Genomic DNA, 16,677 nt, shown 5'->3' on the forward strand with positions numbered 1-16,677 from the left:
AGGATCCAACCGTTCATCATGGGCTCGACGCTAGCAGCGTTCAGGAAGATGGAACGTCGGTCCGCATCCCGAGATGCGCGGGGATTGGATCGGGTGTCAACGGTCGTGACCGGTCAGGGGTGTAGGTGGGCCATGAAAGGCATGATCGGGGCGAGTAGTCCGGTGCTCATCCAGAACATGCCGAAAGCCATCGCGAAATCGGCGAGACCGGAGAGGCGAATCGCCACTGGATCGGTAGCGACTACGTGGCAGGTCGGCACCTTGTCGGGGTGTTCCGCGCGGCCACTGACGGCGCGCCATAGCCCGGCGATAGCCATGGCCAGCAGGGCGACCATGAGCGGGACTCCGACGACGGCGTAACCGTGCATGGCGGCGTCGACGGTCATGGTGTGGTCGCCGTGCATGGGGCTGTGGGCCATATGCGAGTGCTCAGCCATGAGTGAGGACATGTTGCGCATGGCAGCCAAGTGCCAGACCATCGCTGCGAACATTGCGGCGTGACCCCACGACGACCACGACGATCGCCAGGCGGCCATGAACACCATCCACGCGGTGAATACAGCAAAGATAATGACTGGTGTCGTCGGGCCGCCGATCGCAGAGACTAAAGGTTTCCACCACGATTTCGCCACCATGACGATCATGGTGGCGGCCATGACGACGTGGATCCAGGTAGAGATCTTAGTGACGACGGTCGGAGCCTTGACGGCATCCCATACTGACCACACGAGTGACCATGCAAAAAGGATGAGAAGCCCGACGAAGGTGACGGGCGTTGAGGTGAGGGTGAACATTGCGCTCCTGTGAAACCGGTAGGGGCTGGCGATCACCCTACATGGTGAGGCCCATGATGACCGGGACAACGATCCTGCTTTGCAGTGGGTTAACGAAATTCGCCTGCGGTGCAGATGACAGACTGGGGTTATGGAGCACTACGACATTGTCGTCATTGGTTCAGGTTCGGGAAATACGATCCTGGACGAGGAGTTTGCCGACCGGCGCGCCGCCATCATCGACTCTGGCATCTTCGGAGGTACCTGCCTCAACGTTGGTTGCATACCGACGAAGATGTTCGTGCTCCCCGCCGATTGTGCGACGTCGCCGTCGCAGGCGGCTCGGCTGGGAGTGAACTTGCAGTTCCGTGGAGCGCGGTTCGCATCGATCCGTGACCGGATTTTTTCCCGAATAGATCCCATATCTGAGGCTGGGCTTTCGTACCGCCACAAGCTGGAGAATATTGACGTTTACACTGACGAGGCGACATTTGTTGATGCACACACCCTTCAGGTGGGGGACAAGCAGATCGCTGCTGACCAGATCGTCTTAGCAGCCGGATCGCGTCCACGAGTGCCCGATGTCCTTGGTATCGACGATCCCAGCTTGGCGGAGTCCATTCACACCTCCGACACCATCATGAGGTTGGCGGAACTGCCTCAACGGCTGGTGATTCTTGGCGGCGGGTTCATCGCGGCGGAGTTTGCCCATATCTTTTCTGGGCTGGGGTCCCAGGTGACCGTCATCAACCGTTCTGGTCGAATGCTGCGCCACGAGGATCGCGAGATTTCGGAGCGGTTCACGGAACAGATTGGGCGGCGGGTAAGGCTGCGAATGTCGGAGGGATTAGTGGGCATTGACCGTGACCCCGGTGGTCACCTGGTGGTGCTGACTGTCGATGGCGATGGTGTCGACTACGACTACCCGGCAGATATCGTCCTCAACGCCACAGGTCGGGTTCCCAATGGGGATCGCCTCAACCTGCCAGCCGCTGGTGTTGACGTTGACGACGATGGGTTCGTCGTGGTTGACGAGCATCAACGCACTAACGTCGCGCATATTTGGGCTCTCGGTGACGTGTGTTCCCATTGGGAGCTTAAACATGTGGCCAATCATGAGGCGCGGGTAGTGCGTCACAACCTCTTGCATCCAGACGATCTGGTCAGCTCCGATCACCGCTTCGTGCCGCACGCGGTCTTTTCGAATCCGCAGGTTGCTGCGGTCGGTGCCACCGAACAACAGCTATTGCAGTCCGATATTCCATATGCATCGTATCTTCAAGAATATGCTGACGTCGCTTATGGCTGGGCTCTTGAGGACGAGGGGCATTGTGTCAAGCTGTTGGGAGACCCACAGACGAGAACGCTGTTGGGGGCGCATATTATCGGGCCTCAAGCGTCCACCCTCATCCAGACGTGCATTCAGGGGATGAGTACCGGACAAACGGTTGATGATATGGCGCGTGGGCAGTATTGGATTCACCCCGCCTTGCCCGAGGTCGTCGAGAATGCCTTGCTAGGGCTTGGCAGGGAAATGGACGCCCGAGGCTAAACGTCGACGGTCTGCTGCGTGCATCCGCGAGCTCGGGGATTGCTCCTCAGTGTTGCCGCTTCTTGTCCTGGACGAGATCGTGCAGCTTCTCGGTGCCGGTGATGGTCAGTGGGGTTGGTGGATCAGTGAGGGCGAACGACATTGTCACCACGTGACCGTTCTTCACAGCCTTGAGTTCCTTAGCCCCCTTGAAAGACAGAAAGGTCGGTTCTACCTGCGACATGGCACCGTCGCCGGCCAACAGTACGATCCATTCGGGGTTCTTGTGCAGTAAGTCCTCCATCGTCGCGTCAGAGACGCGTGTCGTATTAGAGTGATACATATTGCGTAAGCCAGTGGCGGCAAACATTGGCTCAATCATGCTTGACGATCCGTAGGTATAGAACTCGGTGCTACCCGGAGTGATGTACAGGGCGACGGCATCGGCCTTGGCTCCAGATGAAGTCTCCTTTTCGATAGTGGCGATTTTCTTTTCAAGGTCTTTATTGACGTGGTTGGCTTTATCTGGGACATTGAAAATCTGTCCGACCTTATCCACCTCATCCTTAACCTGGGAGAAAGTAGCGGGGGCGGGTGGTTTCTTGTCGGTGCACATGGCGTCGGTACTGTACATTTTGACGCCAGATTTACGTAGAGCGTTGCGATCCACTCCCGTGTCGTAACCGATAACGAGGTCCGCATGGTGCTCAAGGATCGTCTCAGTAGATACCTTGACGCCGCCAGTATTGAGTTGCTGTGACGCGATCGTCGGGATGGCCTTGAGCTTAGCGAGGGTCTTGGCATCATAAGCCCCCTCCTTGATCTGCCCGGCACGAGCAACAACGTGATCGAGCACACCAAGGGCATTCATCGTGGACGCGTCGGTGTCTCCCATCATGATGACCCGCTTCGGTGGATCGGTGAAGGTGAGTTTTTCTTGACAACTCATGACGGAGCGCCCTGTCGTCGAGGTGGTTGGGCCCTCGGTCGACGATCCGGCGCAGGCAGCCATGGTCAGGATGCACAGACCAGCAAGTGCAGCTGAGAGGCGTGTTCGGTGAATGCGCGATGGAGACATCATATTCTCTTTCATTGTTTGGGTGGCTCATTGTTGGGAGGATTGAACAGTAGGTGGATGCGGCCGTTGTGGGTGATTCGCTCGACGCCTACCCGATATACGTCGGAGAGCAGGTCGGGGCGCAACACCTCTTCACACGGGCCAGACGCGACTAAGTGTCCCTTATCGAGGAGTACTAATTGGTCGGCTACCCGGGCTGCCAGGTTGAGGTCGTGCAGCACGATGATGGTGGTGGAGTCGATGCTGCGAACGAGGTTGAGCAGTGCGAACTGGTGGCCAATATCGAGGTGGTTCGTGGGTTCGTCGAGGAGCAGGTGACCAGCCTGCTGGGCAATTGCTCGGGCGACGAGAACACGCTGACGTTCCCCTCCAGACAGTTGGGTGACGAGGCGAGACGCCATGCCGGTGAGATCGGTACGTGCCAAGGCGGCGTCGACGATTTCGCGGTCGGCGGCGTCTCCATATGCCATGAGGGAACGGTGGGGCAGGCGTCCCAACGCGACGGTGTCGCGGACTGTCAGCGGCAGAGCTTGATCGGGGGTTTGCGACACGACGGCGACGTCGCGGGCGATGTCGCGGCGACTCATCGTGGACAGGTCTCGGTCGCTGACCGTGATTCGTCCCGAACAGATAGCGACATTGCGATACAAAGCTGACAGCAAGGTGGACTTGCCTGCGCCATTCGGGCCGACGATACCCACCGTTGTGTGGTGATCTGCAGACACATCGACGCTATCGAGGACAACTCGCTGCCCACGTCGAACAACCACGTCGCAGGCGGCAATCATGCCAGCGTCCTCCTGACGAGTACCAGCAGGAAGGGAGCACCAAGCAGACCGGTGACGACGCCTATGGGTAGTTCGGCCGGGCTAAAGACGGTTCGGGAAAAAGTATCGGCCCACACCAGAAAGATGGCGGCAGCAATTGCCGACGACGCGACCAGTCGACGGTGCCCATGACCGATGAAAGATCGCATGAGGTGGGGAATGACTAATCCGACGAACCCGATCCCGCCCGAGATCGCCACGGCCATCGCCACTCCAGCCGAGACTGGAACGAGGAGCAGAACTCGTATCCTCGCCGGGTCGATGCCCACGGCGATTGCGGTGGAGTCGCCGGATGCCAGGGCATCGAGCCATGGCGCGCAAGCCCACAAGAGTGCGGCGAGAACGACGGCCACGATGACGCTTGTCCACCCCTGGGCCCAGCTCGCACGGGAGAGGTCACCGAGGGTCCAAAACATGACAGCGCGGGCGGTCTCGGGAGAGTCAGATGAGAAGATGATGAAATTTGTGACAGCTTGGCACACGAACCCCACTGCGAGACCGGCAAGGATGAGTCGCAGAGTCGACGAATTCCGTCCACCCGCCATGAACAACACGATGGTGGTCGACAGCAACGCGCCAAGGAAAGCCATTCCGGCTACGCCTAACGTCGATGAGACGCCGATGAGGATGATCGCGGTTGCGGCCCCACACGAGGCACCGGCGCTGACGCCGAGGACGTAGGGCTCTGCGAGGGGGTTTCGCACTACCGCCTGTAGGGCGACACCGGATACCCCGAGAATCGCTCCTACCCCTAGTCCGGTGACGATACGGGGCATCCTGTTCTGCCACACGATGGCGTCAGTGACGAAATCCCACGTCACATGCACGGGGATACCGCAGTGGTCAGCGAGTACTCCTAGGACCTGGTCGATCGGTACCGGGGCGGCACCAAACGCAATAGACAGCACCGGCGTGAAGACGATCAGGGTCGTCAACAGTGCGAAACGCGCCGATAGTCGGCGGTGGGGTCGAGCCAAGGAAGCCGTCCTCGTCAGGGCCGAGTCGCGCGGCCGTCGGGTAGATAGCGTCCGAGAGGTTTTCGGACTCAGCATCATCCGAACGGGCGCCTTCCCGGGTTACCCCCAGTGGCCGTCTGCCTGTTCGTCCGCCTTACCGCTGCGCGTCAGTCCCCGATTTGCACGAGGTTCCCTGCGTCGGACGAAGTCAGCTTAGCATTGCTTCACCTAGGGGGTTAGGACCCCCTCCATAGCAACGGCTGACCCGTGCCTAGCCACTCAGCCGAAACGGCCCGAGATGTAATCTTCGGTGGCTTTTTCTTTCGGGTTAGAGAAGATCTTGTCAGTGGAGTCGATCTCGACGAGATGGCCGGGCTCACCCTGTGCCTTCAAGTTGAAGAACGCGGTCTGGTCAGACACGCGCGCCGCCTGCTGCATGTTATGGGTCACAATCACGACGGTGAAGCGTTCCTTAAGTTCCCCCACGAGATCCTCGATGGCGAGCGTGGAGATCGGATCAAGGGCTGAGCAGGGTTCGTCCATAAGGAGGACTTCGGGTTCGACGGCAATAGCGCGAGCGATGCACAACCGCTGCTGCTGACCACCAGACAGGGAGGCGCCGGAACGATCCAGACGATCCTTCACCTCACCCCACAAGTTGGAGCCGCGCAGCGCCTTCTCACAGGCTTCGTCGAGGAGCTTGTTATCGCGCACGCCATTGAGCTTCAGCCCAGCGACGACATTGTCCCGAATAGACATCGCCGGGAAAGGGTTGGCTCGCTGGAAGACCATGCCGACATTGCGTCGCACAGCAACCGGGTCAACGTTCTTACCGTATAGGTTGACGCCGTCTAGCTCTACTTTGCCGGTGCAGTACGCGCCTGGAATGACCTCGTGCATGCGATTGAGGGTGCGCAGCACTGTCGATTTGCCGCACCCCGACGGGCCGATGAAAGCCGTCACTGTGCGGGGCTCAACCGTCAGGTTGACTGCCTCAACGGCGTGGAAGGAGCCGTAGTAGATATTGAGGTCCTCGACCTCGATCCGCTTTGCCATATTCAGCTCACTTTCGTGTCACTTGCCCATACGGCGCATGTAGCGCCGGGAAATCCCGCGGGCAATGAGGTTGAGTCCCATGACGATGATGATCAGGGTAATTGCAGCTCCCCATACCACTGGGGTATCGACGCCACCTTGGGTGTAGGCGTTGGTGATGACGGTTGGCAGAGTCGCGAAGTTCGGCGTTGACGGATTGACAGTCAACTCGGTGTTGAATTGCAGCAACACGATGAGCGGGGCCGTCTCGCCCATCACTCGGGCCAGGCCCAGAACGATACCGGTGAGGATACCGGTCATTGAGGTCGGCAAGACGACCTTTATGATCGTCTTCCACTTGGACACGCCCAAGGCGAAGGAGGCCTCACGCAAAGAATCTGGCACGAGCTTGAGCATTTCCTCGGTCGACCGCAGCACCGTCGGAACCATGAGGATCATGAGGGCTAGCGAGGAAGCCCATGCCGACTGGGTGCCACCGAGCGTGGTCACGACGACGGCGAAGATGAAGAGCGCCGCAACAATGGAAGGCACGCCGGTTAGCACGTCGACAGCGAAGCTAATGACCTTGGCGATTTTGGTTCCGCGGGCGTATTCGACAAGGAAAATGGCGGTCAGCAAGGCGATTGGCACCGAAATAATCGACGTAATAAGGCCGATTTCGAGGGTTCCGACGATGGCGTGAATTGCGCCCTGTTTGGCCAGCTCGAAAGAAGGGTCCATCGAGTGGGTCCACCACGATACGTGGAATAACGAGCCGATTCCGCGTCGGATGGCGGCGAAGAGCAGCCAGACCAAGGGAATGACGGCGAGCAGAGTAGCCACGACCATGAAGACTGAGGCGCAGCCACTCTTCGTGGTCCGCTTGCCGGACGGGCGGGACAGATCCAGCTGGCCGGGCTCGGGCGTCGTGTCGCCGTGGCGAGCGATGTGGTCAGGGGCGCTCATCGCTTAACTCCCTTCGCCGCGATCAACCGGGCAGCCGCGTTGACCACGAAGGTGATGACGAACAAGGCCAGGGCCGATGCTACGAGGGCACCTAGCGAGGTGGGATCGCTAATGGCCTCGGAGAAGTTGCCAGCGATCTTGGATGCGAAGGTTTCACCACCAACGAATATCGACAAGTTGAGGTTTTGTTTGAGGGCCATCGGGCTGATCGTCTGCAAGATCAAGGTGACAGCTAGGGTCTCGCCAAGCGCACGTCCTAAACCCAGCATGGCACCCGAGATGATGCCGGACCGCGAGTGGGGGAGTACTGCGAGCTTGATAACTTCCCAGCGCGTCGATCCGAGGGCGAGTGCGGCTTCGACCTGGTCGTGAGGCGTTTGCGCCATGACGTCTCGGCTGACGGCGGTGATGATCGGCAAGATCATGATGGCCAAGACGAGGCTGGCGAGGTAAACCGTCCCTGTGGCCGAAGACCACGACGGGTCTTCAGAAAAGATCGGAATCCAGCCGAGTGCCTTGATGATGACGTCGCGCACACCGTTGACGATTCCCGACGACCCGAAGACGATGCCTCCCCACAGACCGAAGACGATCGACGGAACTGCTGCTAGCAGATCAACGACGAATGCGACTGGGCTAGCGAGCCTCTTGGGAGCCAGCTGGGTAATAAATAGGGCAATGTCTACCGACAGCGGTACTGCGATGAGCAGGGCAAGCACGGATGAGATGAGTGTCGTCCACAACAACGCCTGGATGCCAAAGGCAGGCGGGTTTTGATCTGTCGTCCACGCTCGGGATGTGAAGAAATTATCGGTATTGGCCGACAATGTTGGGGCCGCCGTCTTGATGAGGAAGACGAACATCAGGATGACGATGATGGCCAGAGCTACGGCGATAACCGACGAGGCGCCAGCGAAAATCTTGTCCCCGACCCTGGACACCGGCTTCATGCGGGATGCCGCTGTGGGCGTCCGCTGTGCCGTCGATGTGGATTCAGCCATGGGCTTCCTTCGTCGCAATCATGGTCGTGTCGTGATGAGGGGCGGGAAGACGACAGGCGTCCTCCCACCCCAGAGCGTCGGGACTCATGCCCCGACACAGAGTCGATCAGGAAAGGGCCTGAGCAGAGCTCACAACCTTCGAAGCGACATCGGAAGGCAGTGGAGCGTAACCGAGGTCCTGGATCTTCTTCTGCTCCTTCTCAGAGGCGTAGAAAGACAGGAAGTCCTTGAGGAGAGCGGTCTTGCCAGCGTCCTGGCCCTTGGAGCAGGCGATCTCGTAGGTGACGAGGACGGCAGGGTACACGCCAGCAGGGGTGTTCTTGTACTGCAGCTCGAGCTGCAGGTCATTGCCTTGGCCGACGACTTTCGCTGCGGAGACAGCCTTACCAGCAGACTCGCCGGTCAGCTTGACCGGGCCGTTGCCGTTGTCGATGGCGGCCATATCGAGGCTGTTCTTGGTGGCGTAGGACCACTCGTCGTACGAGATGGAGTTCTTGGTGCTCTTGACAGCTTGAGCGATGCCAGCCGACTTGTCGGCGCCCTTGCCGGCACCCTTCCACGTCTTAGAGTGCTTTTCGGTCCAGATGTCACCAGCCGCCTTGTTAAGGAACGTGGTGAAGTTGTCGGTGGTGCCCGACTCGTCCTTGCGGTAGAAGACCTCGATCTGCCCCGACGGCAGCTTGGCGGTTGGGTTCTCCTTCTTGATGGCGTCGTCGTTCCAGTTCTTGATGGCGCCGGAGAAGATCTTGGCGAGGGTCTGAGTAGACAGGGTCAGATCCTTGACGCCGTCGACGTTGTAGACCACAGCGATCGGGCCGGCGGCCATGGGCAGGTGCCACGGATCGGCGTTGCAGCGTTGCTTGGCCTTGTCAGGCTCGCCTTTATCAGGATTGAGAACGGAGTCAGAACCAGCCCAGTCGACCTGCTTGCCGATGAAGGACTTGACGCCGGCGCCGGAGCCAGTGGGGGAGTAGTTGATGGTCGCCGAGGAACACGCAGCCTTGTAATCGGAGATGACCTGGTTGATGGCATTCAACTGAGCCGAGGAACCAGCACCGGAGATGCTTCCACCGGGGCAGGCGGGCTTGAACGATGCAGCGTCAACCGAGGAAGCACCCGATTGGGCGGCGGAGCTGGCAGCGGAGGACGAGGTAGAGCTGGAGCTCTTGTCACCATTGGCTCCACAAGCGGTGAGGGAGATGGCGCTAATAGCAGCCAGAGCAGTGATTTTGGCGAAACGATTCGTCACGGCACATCCTTCTTCGAGCGATGTCCTGGAGCCGCCGACGCGGTCCTTGGTACAGGGATGACGCTAGGGTCTGAAGGTGTCGCAAGTATCGCGTCAAGGTGAACGCAGCGTGAACACCGGGACCACCTTGACTAAAGACAACCGCCTCAGACTCAGTCTGTGGCCCGCTAGTTCAGTAACGCGACGAGTACCACTCTTGACAGACCGTGTGGCCCGCCTCATCTAGATGAACAATGAGGCATTCCGCAGTTGACATGGGGTGACTCGCGCCGCCAAGTGCGTCTCGCATAGTCGGCAGCACCGGACGATGACCACAGATAGCAACCGGTTGGCTGGGATCTGCCAGCGCGCGGCCAACTATTTTTCTCATAGCAGAGACCGTTTTACGGGGGTTGGCTGCGTGCGCCTCTTCACTCAAATCATCGATCCCGACGATCTCGGTCTTCAAGGTGCTGGCGTAGGGCTGAAGGGTTTGCATACATCGCGTCGATGACGAACTCGCCAGACGAGACACTCCATACGCGCTCAGCAAGCCGACCAAGGCCTGAGCCTGACGGCGACCTCGCCTTTCTAGCGGACGGGTAGCGTCTTGGGCGTGCTTCCTGCGGGAACTCCACTCTTTCCGGGAAACCGCTTTGCCGTGCCGCACCAGAACGACTGTCGATGTTGGTGGTGCCTCCAGTGCTTCCTCGAGCACTTGGACATCGGTGGGATAGGTAAGGCGCTCAAGAGCCTGGTCAGTCGGCATCCAGAAGGCGTCGTCGATCTCCTCAGGGCTGGCTGTCGCAGCACCAATCGACCCCCCGACGACGACTCCTAGCCACCAGAAGACGACCTTGGCTTGCGACTTCGGTCGGCCGCCGGAGGCGGAGTATTTCACGGTGTATTCGATGGGCTGCAGGGGCAGCGTCAACCTGATGTTGATCCCGGTTTCCTCGGCGACTTCGCGTACTGCAGTGGTGGGAAGATCCTCGCCGGGTTCGAGTTTCCCTTTGGGCAGGGAGAGGTCGTCATAATCGGGACGATGGACGACGAGAACCTCGCGGGCTGTCTCGGTGGCCTCGCGAAGCACGACGGCGCCAGCCGCTTGAATAGGGCCCTTGTGTCCTCCCACCTCGGTCTCACCGCCTCTTGTCGCGGGTGCGTCGAATGAGCTCCTCTTGAAAGTCAGTCAGAGGGATGCCGTCCGGTCCGCGTGAGACCTCAGTCCAGGTACGATCCTGCAGATGCCATGACACCGTTCCTGGGTCGAAGGCCATGTCGAACATTTCTTCAACCTCAGCGACATGCTGCTTGTTGGACAAGCCGACAAGAGCCTCGACGCGACGGTCCAAATTGCGGTGCATGAGATCAGCCGATCCGATTGCCACCATCGGGCGGCCACTATTGGCAAACCAGAAGATGCGAGAGTGTTCCAGAAACCGTCCCAGAATAGAGATAACACGGATGTTCTCGCTGAGCCCGGGGACACCTGGTCTAATAGAGCAAATCCCGCGTACCCACAGATCTACCGGAACACCGGCGCGCGATGCGCGATAGAGAGCGTCAATGACGCGCTCATCGACAATGGAGTTGACTTTGATCCGCACCCCGGCAGGCAATCCCGCCTTTTTGTTCTCGATCTCACGCTCAATCGCGTCGATAATGCCGCTACGGATACCCTCAGGGGCCACGAGAAGGCGACGATAGCGTTTCTCAGCCGTCATTCCAGACAGGTGGTTGAATAACCTCGCGACGTCCTCAGTGATAATCGGGTTCGACGTCAATAAGCCGAGGTCCTCGTACTGACGAGCGGTCTTGGGGTTGTAATTGCCGGTTCCGATGTGGGCATAACGGCGCAGCCCTTCACCTTCGTCGCGGATGACCATCGCGAGTTTGCAGTGGGTTTTGAGCCCCACCATGCCGTAGACGACGTGGACGCCGGCACGTTCGAGCACACGTGCCCAGGTGATGTTGGCCTGCTCATCGAACCGGGCCTTGATCTCGACGACGGCCAGCACCTGTTTGCCAGCTTCGGCAGCGTCGACTAGGGCGTCGATGATAGGGGAGTCTCCTGAGGTGCGGTAGAGAGTCTGCTTGATTGCCAGCACCTGCGGATCGGCGGCCGCCTGTTCGATAAACCTTTGAACGCTGGTGGCGAAAGAATCGTACGGATGATGGACGAGAACGTCACGCCGCCGGATCGCAGCGAACATGTCGGCTGGGCGAGCCGTTTCCACCTCCGCCAAATGCGGGTGCGTGATAGGCAGGAAATTCGGGTATGAGAGGTCGTCACGGTCGACGTCGGCAAGGGAGAACAGTCCAGTGAGATCCAGCGGGGCGGGAAGCCTGAAGACCTCCTTGTCTTTGATGTCGAGTTCGCGAGTGAGCAGAGCGAGCATTTCGTCAGTGATGTCGTCCTGTACTTCGAGACGCACTGGGGGCCGACCCACGTTGCGGCGGAGAAGCTCTTTTTCTAACGCGAAGAGCAAGTTTTCAGCGTCATCCTCTTCGACCTCGAGGTCCTCGTTTCGAGTGACGCGGAAGGTGGTGTGTTGCAGCACGCGCATGCCTGTGAACAGCTGATCGAGGTGACGGCTGATGATTTCCTCCAACGGAAGAAACCGCCCCGCACCCAGGTTAACCAGTCGGGGCAGTACCGACGGCACCTTGACTCGGGCGAACTGTTCGGCACCCGTAAGAGGATTGGCCAGCATAACAGCCAGATTGATTGACAGACCGCGGATGTACGGGAAGGGGTGGGACGGATCGACAGCCAGGGGGGTAAGGATAGGGAAAATCCGCTCTGAGAACAGGGTACGCATACGTCCCTTCTCATCGTCGGATAGCTCAGACCAACGCAGGATTTCGATACCCTCGGCTGCCAGGCTGGGCCTGACTTCCTCAGCGAATACCCTGGACTGTTCAGCAACCAAGTCATGGGTGCGAGACAGGATGGCGTCGTGCAACTCGCGAGGCAGCATTCCGGCGACAGACGGCACCGCGACCCCAGCGTCGATACGGCGCTTGAGGCCGGCGACTCGCACCATAAAAAACTCGTCAAGGTTGGACGAGAAGATGGCCAAGAACTTCGCTCTCTCAAGCAGGGGGATGCGCTCGGCGTCTCGGGCAAGATCCAGCACCCGTTCATTGAAGGCAAGCCACGACAGCTCGCGATCGCTGTAGCGACCTTCCGGCAGCTCGTCGGGGGAAGCCGGGGAGGTCCTGGGGGCGGGCTTCTTGGCCATGGACATACTCCTTGGAGATTCGTCCGCTCACCATTGGGTGGGCGTAGCTGCACCTAATCTATCGGACGACGCCCGCTCTCACGGCGGACAACTTCCATGTCGCGTCAGGGTGGATTCAGCGTTCTGCCTGGAATCGGTAGCCGACCGATCGCACTGTTTGGATATGGCCTTCGTATTCCGGGCCGACTTTGGCTCGCAAGCGACGAATATGGACGTCCACGGTCCGGGTGCCTCCGTAGTAGTCATAGCCCCACACATCCGACAATAACAGGTCTCGGGTGAGCACTCTGCCGGGGTGTCCGACGAGGTACTTCAGCAACTCGAACTCGGTATAGGTCAGGTCAAGGTCCTTATCTGCGACACTGGCGGTGTACCCATCCTCATCAATGGTGAACGGCCCAGCTACGAGTTGGTTTGTGACGTGTGCTGTGAATAGGCAGCGAAGGCGTGCCTCCGCTTCTGACGGAGTCGCCGAATCGCATAAGAAGTCGTCCATTCCCCAGTCGGGGCTGATGACCGAGAGGGTGTCGGAACCAGCCAACAGCAGGATCGGCACGCGCCTCTCGTAGCACGACAGGTGAAGGCAAGCTTCGCGGGCCCGGGCTGGTTCATCGTGGCAGTCGACCAACACGACGTCGACTCCCTCTAAGTGGGACATGCACTCTTGCAGGTCGTCGTAGCGAGAGATGCTATGCGGTAGCAGTTCCAAAGCCTCAGGCAGCGGGGTGTCTAACGGGCCCAGTAAGGATAGTCGTGCCATCCAGATGCCCTCCCATACTGAAATCGCGTCGTCCAAGGTCGTGACAATGTTGCATTCCATCATCCCACGACAGCTTGACCCGTCTCATCGGCACTACGATTTATGCCGTGACGAGGATGCCTGATGAGTGGTTCCGTCCGGACGATGATGGGTCCGGACCGGATGAACTCTGCCCCGCGGAGGGTACCGAGGAGGCCTCGGACAGCGGAAATCCGCCCCCTCGCCATGCCGACGACAGCCTCATCTCCTCAACGACGAGTGGTGTCATCCGTGTCGTCACCGGTGACACCGGGCCTAGTGTGGTGGTTGGACGCACTCATGCCTCCGTCACTTCGACATCGTCGCGGCGTCGCCATTTCCCCGTCTGGATCCTGATAGTCGCGGCGGCGCTCGTCGTCGGGTTAGTGCTGGGTACCTTCATCACTCAGTCGCGTGATAGTACCGGGGCAGTGCGCGTCACCCCTGGAGCGACGGTGTCAGCCTCCAGCGCTGCGGCGGATATGCCGTATCAAGGACGCGTTAAGGCAATTGATGGTGTGAGAGCAATCGCATCGTGCGTGTCTGATCCCGCAGTCGATTCTGACCATCATGTCGTTCGCTACGATCCGGAGTTTGTCGTTGATGACAAGCCGGACACTGCGTGGCGGTGCAATGGTTCGGGGGAGGGACAGCAGATCACGCTCACCTTGCCTCGGTCCTCCCGGATCGTCGGTGTGGGGATGATCAACGGTTATGCGAAGGTTTTCGGCGACGTCGACTTATATTCGCAATACCGTCGGGTACGCACTGTGCGCTGGACGATGCCTGACGGGACATGGTTTAACCAAGATTTCACCGACGACGATCAAGATCTGCAAAAAGTTATGATCCCGCCACGTACCGTCAAGGGAGATATCACCGTCACGATCATTGCGACGACGAGCCCGGGCTTGATTGGTGAGCCCACCCGGGACTCGGTTCTCATTTCGATGCTGCAGGTTTACGAAGCGTCGTAAGCAGGTCACTTAGCGCCAGTCGTCGGTGTCGATGAGAATCGTCATGGGGCCATCGTTGACCAGACGTACCTTCATGTCGGCGCCAAAGATGCCGGTTTCGACGTGCGCTCCCAGGTTGCGTAGATGACTCACGAAGTGGTCTACCAGTGGTTCGGAGATAGGGCTGGGAGCCGCAGCGCTCCATGAGGGGCGGCGTCCCTTACGGGTGCTGGCGTATAACGTGAATTGGCTGACGACGAGAAGTGGGGCGTCGAGGTCGCTGGCAGATTTCTCGTCTGCCAAGATGCGAAGCCCCCAAATTTTTTCGGCGAGTTTTTCCGCTTCGGCGACTGTATCTGAGCCGGTAATTCCAATAAGGACCACCAGACCTGGACGGGGCAGTGCCCCAACCGTTGCGTCGTCGACGACGACGTCGGCACTGATTGCTCTCTGGATGACGACTCGCATGACTATCGAGTCTACGCAGATAGCCTCGTAGGATTGCGATATGGCTGTCACAGGGCTGGTGGTATTAGTGGTTGTTGCGGTACTGGGTGCCCTTATACCCCTCGCCGCAGTTGTCCGTTCCCTACTATCCGCATGGCGACAATAAGCGAGTTGCCGTTTTTGACGAACGTGCGCCATTAGTGAATATGGACGTTCAGCTGATCGTCCATTCGGGTTGCGCTGGTGCATAGCATTCCGTAGCCCGTCGCCACTCTACGGTTGGCCTCATCCTGTTCGGTGCCGTGTTTGCGTGGCCTGCATCGCATAGAATCATCGCTGAGGTGACGGCGGGGGGACGCCCCGACTGCTCCTACCTCATCCATCCAACCGCGACCCGACACGAGGACCCATGCCCTTCCAGATTCCTGACGACCTCAATCGTGATCTCATGCCCCTGGCCTGGATGATCGGCCACTGGGAGGGCGAGGGACACGGGAACACCCCAGACGGCGGTGAGTTCAGCTTCGGGTGTCAGGTCGATTTCACGGAGAATGGCGGAGACTATCTGCACTACATGTGTCAGACGTTCACCAAAAATCCCGACGGCACCCCGGCTGCGCCGTTGCGCATGGAAACCGGCTTCTGGCGTCCCAACGTCGACACCCGCAAGGTTGATGTGCTGATGGCCGCCCCGGAGGGTTGGGCCGAGGTGTGGACCGGAACTATTGACGGCGCCAAGATCGAGTTAGTTACCGATGCTGTGGCTCGCACTGAGGATGCTCTCGTGACCTACACCGGCGGTCAGCGTCTTTATGGGCAGGTTGAAGGCGATCTGCTGTGGACTTTCGATCGAGCTACCGTCGATGCCCCCCTGCAGCCCTATATGTGGGCTCGCCTCACGAGGTCCTGAGATGTCTGATCCGGTATTGCTGAGCGATGGCCTGGACGCTGGCCTGGTGTCCCACATGGGAAATCCACTAGCCGAGCAGCGTGTGATGCTCGACGGCGGTGGGAGTATCGAGCTGTCCAACCGCGACGTGTTTTCAGTGTCTGGCGTCGATCGGCTGGGGTGGCTGCATTCTTTGACGTCACAGTTCCTTGAGGGCATGGAGCCAGGGCACACGACGACGAGCCTCATATTGTCGCCGACTGGTCACGTGGAACACGTGATGCACGGCGTCGATGACGGTCAGACGTTCTGGGCATGGACGGAGCCAGGTCGCGGGGCTGACCTGGTGGAATGGTTGGATTCCATGCGCTTCATGATGCGGGTCGACGTTGCGCTGCGTCCCGATATGAGCGTCCGATGGGTCGGTCACGAGGTTGCTCTTTCCGAGGGGATCGTCCTGTCCTCGGAGATAGCCCATGGACATGAAGTGATTGTGCCGGTTGGCTCTGCGACGCCCAGCGATGCGCAGCCGGTCGGCGTGCTGGCATGGGAGGCATTACGGATTGCCGCCGGCATTCCGCGGATTGGGCTAGATACCGACGACCGAACTATCCCCAACGAGATTGGTCTGTACGGCACCCACTTGGATAAAGGGTGTTACCGAGGCCAGGAGACGGTCGCTCGGGTTCACAATCTGGGTCGTCCGCCGCGTCGATTGACTCTGCTGCAGCTCGATGGGTCTCGCGCTGAGCTACCCGAGGTTGGTACTGAGATTCACGCTGGTGGGCGCCGAGTCGGGGTGATGGGGTCATCCGCGCACCACCACGTCGATGGTCCAATCGGTCTGGCTCTGGTGCGCCGCAGTGTCGATGTCGCTGTGGAATTGGAGGTCGGCGGGATTGCGGCAGGTCAGCAACCTCTCGTTGACCCTGACGTTGGTTTGCACGTCCGCCCGGTAGTGTGA

At 59.5% G+C, this 16,677-nt stretch carries 17 protein-coding genes and 1 riboswitch; of the genes, 5 read left to right on the top strand and 12 right to left on the bottom strand.

All coding sequences use genetic code 11. From position 1 onward, the window contains the following. Window positions 1-113: 113 nt before the first annotated feature. The gene (locus FYJ43_RS02835; protein ID WP_407643717.1) at window positions 114-644 is read right to left on the bottom strand and encodes a hypothetical protein; all 531 of its coding nucleotides are present in this window, start codon (window positions 642-644) and stop codon (window positions 114-116) included. Between FYJ43_RS02835 and FYJ43_RS12200 the strand changes: the two genes are divergently transcribed. Together FYJ43_RS12200 and FYJ43_RS02840 are read left to right on the top strand one after the other, a co-directional pair. Continuing rightward, window positions 535-807 carry a hypothetical protein gene (locus tag FYJ43_RS12200; protein ID WP_229771573.1) on the top strand — a complete coding sequence of 91 codons (273 nt, stop codon included), beginning with the start codon at window positions 535-537 and terminating at the stop codon, window positions 805-807. The two genes, FYJ43_RS02835 and FYJ43_RS12200, sit on opposite strands and share 110 nt — an antisense overlap. 117 nt (window positions 808-924) lie before the next feature. Then, complete coding sequence (locus FYJ43_RS02840; RefSeq protein ID WP_154561736.1) at window positions 925-2,325, top strand: mycothione reductase; 1,401 nt, start codon at window positions 925-927, stop codon at window positions 2,323-2,325. A 46-nt stretch (window positions 2,326-2,371) separates the two neighbouring features. Here the strand turns inward: FYJ43_RS02840 and FYJ43_RS02845 are convergent, their stop codons facing one another. The 10 genes from FYJ43_RS02845 to FYJ43_RS02890 form a co-directional block, all read right to left on the bottom strand. Then, complete coding sequence (locus tag FYJ43_RS02845) at window positions 2,372-3,382, bottom strand: ABC transporter substrate-binding protein (protein WP_456064342.1); 1,011 nt, start codon at window positions 3,380-3,382, stop codon at window positions 2,372-2,374. A gap of 11 nt (window positions 3,383-3,393) precedes the next feature. Then, window positions 3,394-4,170: an ABC transporter ATP-binding protein gene (locus tag FYJ43_RS02850; RefSeq protein WP_154561738.1), complete on the bottom strand. Its 777-nt coding sequence runs from the start codon at window positions 4,168-4,170 to the stop codon at window positions 3,394-3,396. Beyond that, window positions 4,167-5,186: a FecCD family ABC transporter permease gene (locus FYJ43_RS02855; RefSeq protein WP_154562198.1), complete on the bottom strand. Its 1,020-nt coding sequence runs from the start codon at window positions 5,184-5,186 to the stop codon at window positions 4,167-4,169. Before FYJ43_RS02855 ends, FYJ43_RS02850 begins: the two co-directional genes overlap by 4 nt. A 36-nt stretch (window positions 5,187-5,222) precedes the next feature. Continuing rightward, window positions 5,223-5,383: riboswitch (cobalamin riboswitch) on the bottom strand. Between the two features lie 61 nt (window positions 5,384-5,444). Beyond that, window positions 5,445-6,221, bottom strand: a complete 777-nt coding sequence (pstB, locus tag FYJ43_RS02860; RefSeq protein WP_154561740.1) for a phosphate ABC transporter ATP-binding protein PstB — start codon at window positions 6,219-6,221, stop codon at window positions 5,445-5,447. 18 nt (window positions 6,222-6,239) lie between these two features. Further along, the gene (gene pstA, locus FYJ43_RS02865) at window positions 6,240-7,166 is read right to left on the bottom strand and encodes a phosphate ABC transporter permease PstA (RefSeq protein WP_154561742.1); all 927 of its coding nucleotides are present in this window, start codon (window positions 7,164-7,166) and stop codon (window positions 6,240-6,242) included. After that, entirely contained in the window at window positions 7,163-8,167 is a 1,005-nt protein-coding gene (gene pstC / locus FYJ43_RS02870) for a phosphate ABC transporter permease subunit PstC (protein WP_154561744.1), read from the bottom strand. The genes pstA and pstC overlap by 4 nt, the downstream gene beginning before the upstream one ends. Before the next feature lie 106 nt (window positions 8,168-8,273). Further along, window positions 8,274-9,416 (bottom strand): phosphate ABC transporter substrate-binding protein PstS, encoded by a 1,143-nt coding sequence (pstS, locus tag FYJ43_RS02875; RefSeq protein ID WP_326833254.1) that lies wholly within the window; start codon window positions 9,414-9,416, stop codon window positions 8,274-8,276. Between the two features lie 172 nt (window positions 9,417-9,588). Then, complete coding sequence (locus tag FYJ43_RS02880; protein ID WP_326833255.1) at window positions 9,589-10,530, bottom strand: NUDIX hydrolase; 942 nt, start codon at window positions 10,528-10,530, stop codon at window positions 9,589-9,591. Window positions 10,531-10,537: 7 nt separating this feature from the next. Continuing rightward, a complete protein-coding gene (locus FYJ43_RS02885) occupies window positions 10,538-12,643 on the bottom strand; it encodes an RNA degradosome polyphosphate kinase (protein ID WP_195839867.1) in 2,106 nt (701 codons plus the stop codon). A 115-nt stretch (window positions 12,644-12,758) separates the two neighbouring features. Then, window positions 12,759-13,466 carry a winged helix-turn-helix transcriptional regulator gene (locus FYJ43_RS02890; RefSeq protein ID WP_154561750.1) on the bottom strand — a complete coding sequence of 236 codons (708 nt, stop codon included), beginning with the start codon at window positions 13,464-13,466 and terminating at the stop codon, window positions 12,759-12,761. Between the two features lie 53 nt (window positions 13,467-13,519). On the opposite strand from FYJ43_RS02890, the gene FYJ43_RS02895 reads away from it, so the two are divergent. Continuing rightward, window positions 13,520-14,398 (top strand): NADase-type glycan-binding domain-containing protein, encoded by an 879-nt coding sequence (locus FYJ43_RS02895; protein ID WP_154562202.1) that lies wholly within the window; start codon window positions 13,520-13,522, stop codon window positions 14,396-14,398. Window positions 14,399-14,407: 9 nt separating this feature from the next. Here FYJ43_RS02895 and dtd read toward each other — a convergent pair whose 3' ends face one another. Then, window positions 14,408-14,845 (bottom strand): D-aminoacyl-tRNA deacylase, encoded by a 438-nt coding sequence (gene dtd, locus FYJ43_RS02900; protein ID WP_154561752.1) that lies wholly within the window; start codon window positions 14,843-14,845, stop codon window positions 14,408-14,410. Window positions 14,846-15,233: 388 nt separating this feature from the next. Here dtd and FYJ43_RS02905 point away from each other — a divergent pair, with 388 nt between their 5' ends. Both FYJ43_RS02905 and ygfZ read left to right on the top strand, forming a co-directional pair. Further along, complete coding sequence (locus tag FYJ43_RS02905) at window positions 15,234-15,734, top strand: nitrobindin family protein (protein WP_154561754.1); 501 nt, start codon at window positions 15,234-15,236, stop codon at window positions 15,732-15,734. Window position 15,735: 1 nt separating this feature from the next. Then, the gene (gene ygfZ / locus FYJ43_RS02910) at window positions 15,736-16,677 is read left to right on the top strand and encodes a CAF17-like 4Fe-4S cluster assembly/insertion protein YgfZ (protein ID WP_154561756.1); all 942 of its coding nucleotides are present in this window, start codon (window positions 15,736-15,738) and stop codon (window positions 16,675-16,677) included.

It is taken from the genome of Cutibacterium porci (assembly GCF_009696315.1).
Lineage (GTDB): Bacteria > Actinomycetota > Actinomycetes > Propionibacteriales > Propionibacteriaceae > Cutibacterium > Cutibacterium porci.

Bases quoted from the DNA above. Each gene is read 5' to 3' on its own strand.
- FYJ43_RS02905 (WP_154561754.1), top strand. From the start codon at position 15,234: ATGCCCTTCCAGATTCCTGACGACCTCAATCGTGATCTCATGCCCCTG.
- pstB (WP_154561740.1), bottom strand. From the start codon at position 6,221: ATGGCAAAGCGGATCGAGGTCGAGGACCTCAATATCTACTACGGCTCC.
- pstA (WP_154561742.1), bottom strand. From the start codon at position 7,166: ATGAGCGCCCCTGACCACATCGCTCGCCACGGCGACACGACGCCCGAG.
- FYJ43_RS02840 (WP_154561736.1), top strand. From the start codon at position 925: ATGGAGCACTACGACATTGTCGTCATTGGTTCAGGTTCGGGAAATACG.
- FYJ43_RS02835 (WP_407643717.1), bottom strand. From the start codon at position 644: ATGATCGTCATGGTGGCGAAATCGTGGTGGAAACCTTTAGTCTCTGCG.
- FYJ43_RS02890 (WP_154561750.1), bottom strand. From the start codon at position 13,466: ATGATGGAATGCAACATTGTCACGACCTTGGACGACGCGATTTCAGTA.
- ygfZ (WP_154561756.1), top strand. From the start codon at position 15,736: ATGTCTGATCCGGTATTGCTGAGCGATGGCCTGGACGCTGGCCTGGTG.
- FYJ43_RS02895 (WP_154562202.1), top strand. From the start codon at position 13,520: ATGCCTGATGAGTGGTTCCGTCCGGACGATGATGGGTCCGGACCGGAT.
- FYJ43_RS02850 (WP_154561738.1), bottom strand. From the start codon at position 4,170: ATGATTGCCGCCTGCGACGTGGTTGTTCGACGTGGGCAGCGAGTTGTC.
- FYJ43_RS02885 (WP_195839867.1), bottom strand. From the start codon at position 12,643: ATGGCCAAGAAGCCCGCCCCCAGGACCTCCCCGGCTTCCCCCGACGAG.
- dtd (WP_154561752.1), bottom strand. From the start codon at position 14,845: ATGCGAGTCGTCATCCAGAGAGCAATCAGTGCCGACGTCGTCGTCGAC.
- FYJ43_RS02845 (WP_456064342.1), bottom strand. From the start codon at position 3,382: ATGTCTCCATCGCGCATTCACCGAACACGCCTCTCAGCTGCACTTGCT.
- FYJ43_RS12200 (WP_229771573.1), top strand. From the start codon at position 535: ATGAACACCATCCACGCGGTGAATACAGCAAAGATAATGACTGGTGTC.
- pstC (WP_154561744.1), bottom strand. From the start codon at position 8,167: ATGGCTGAATCCACATCGACGGCACAGCGGACGCCCACAGCGGCATCC.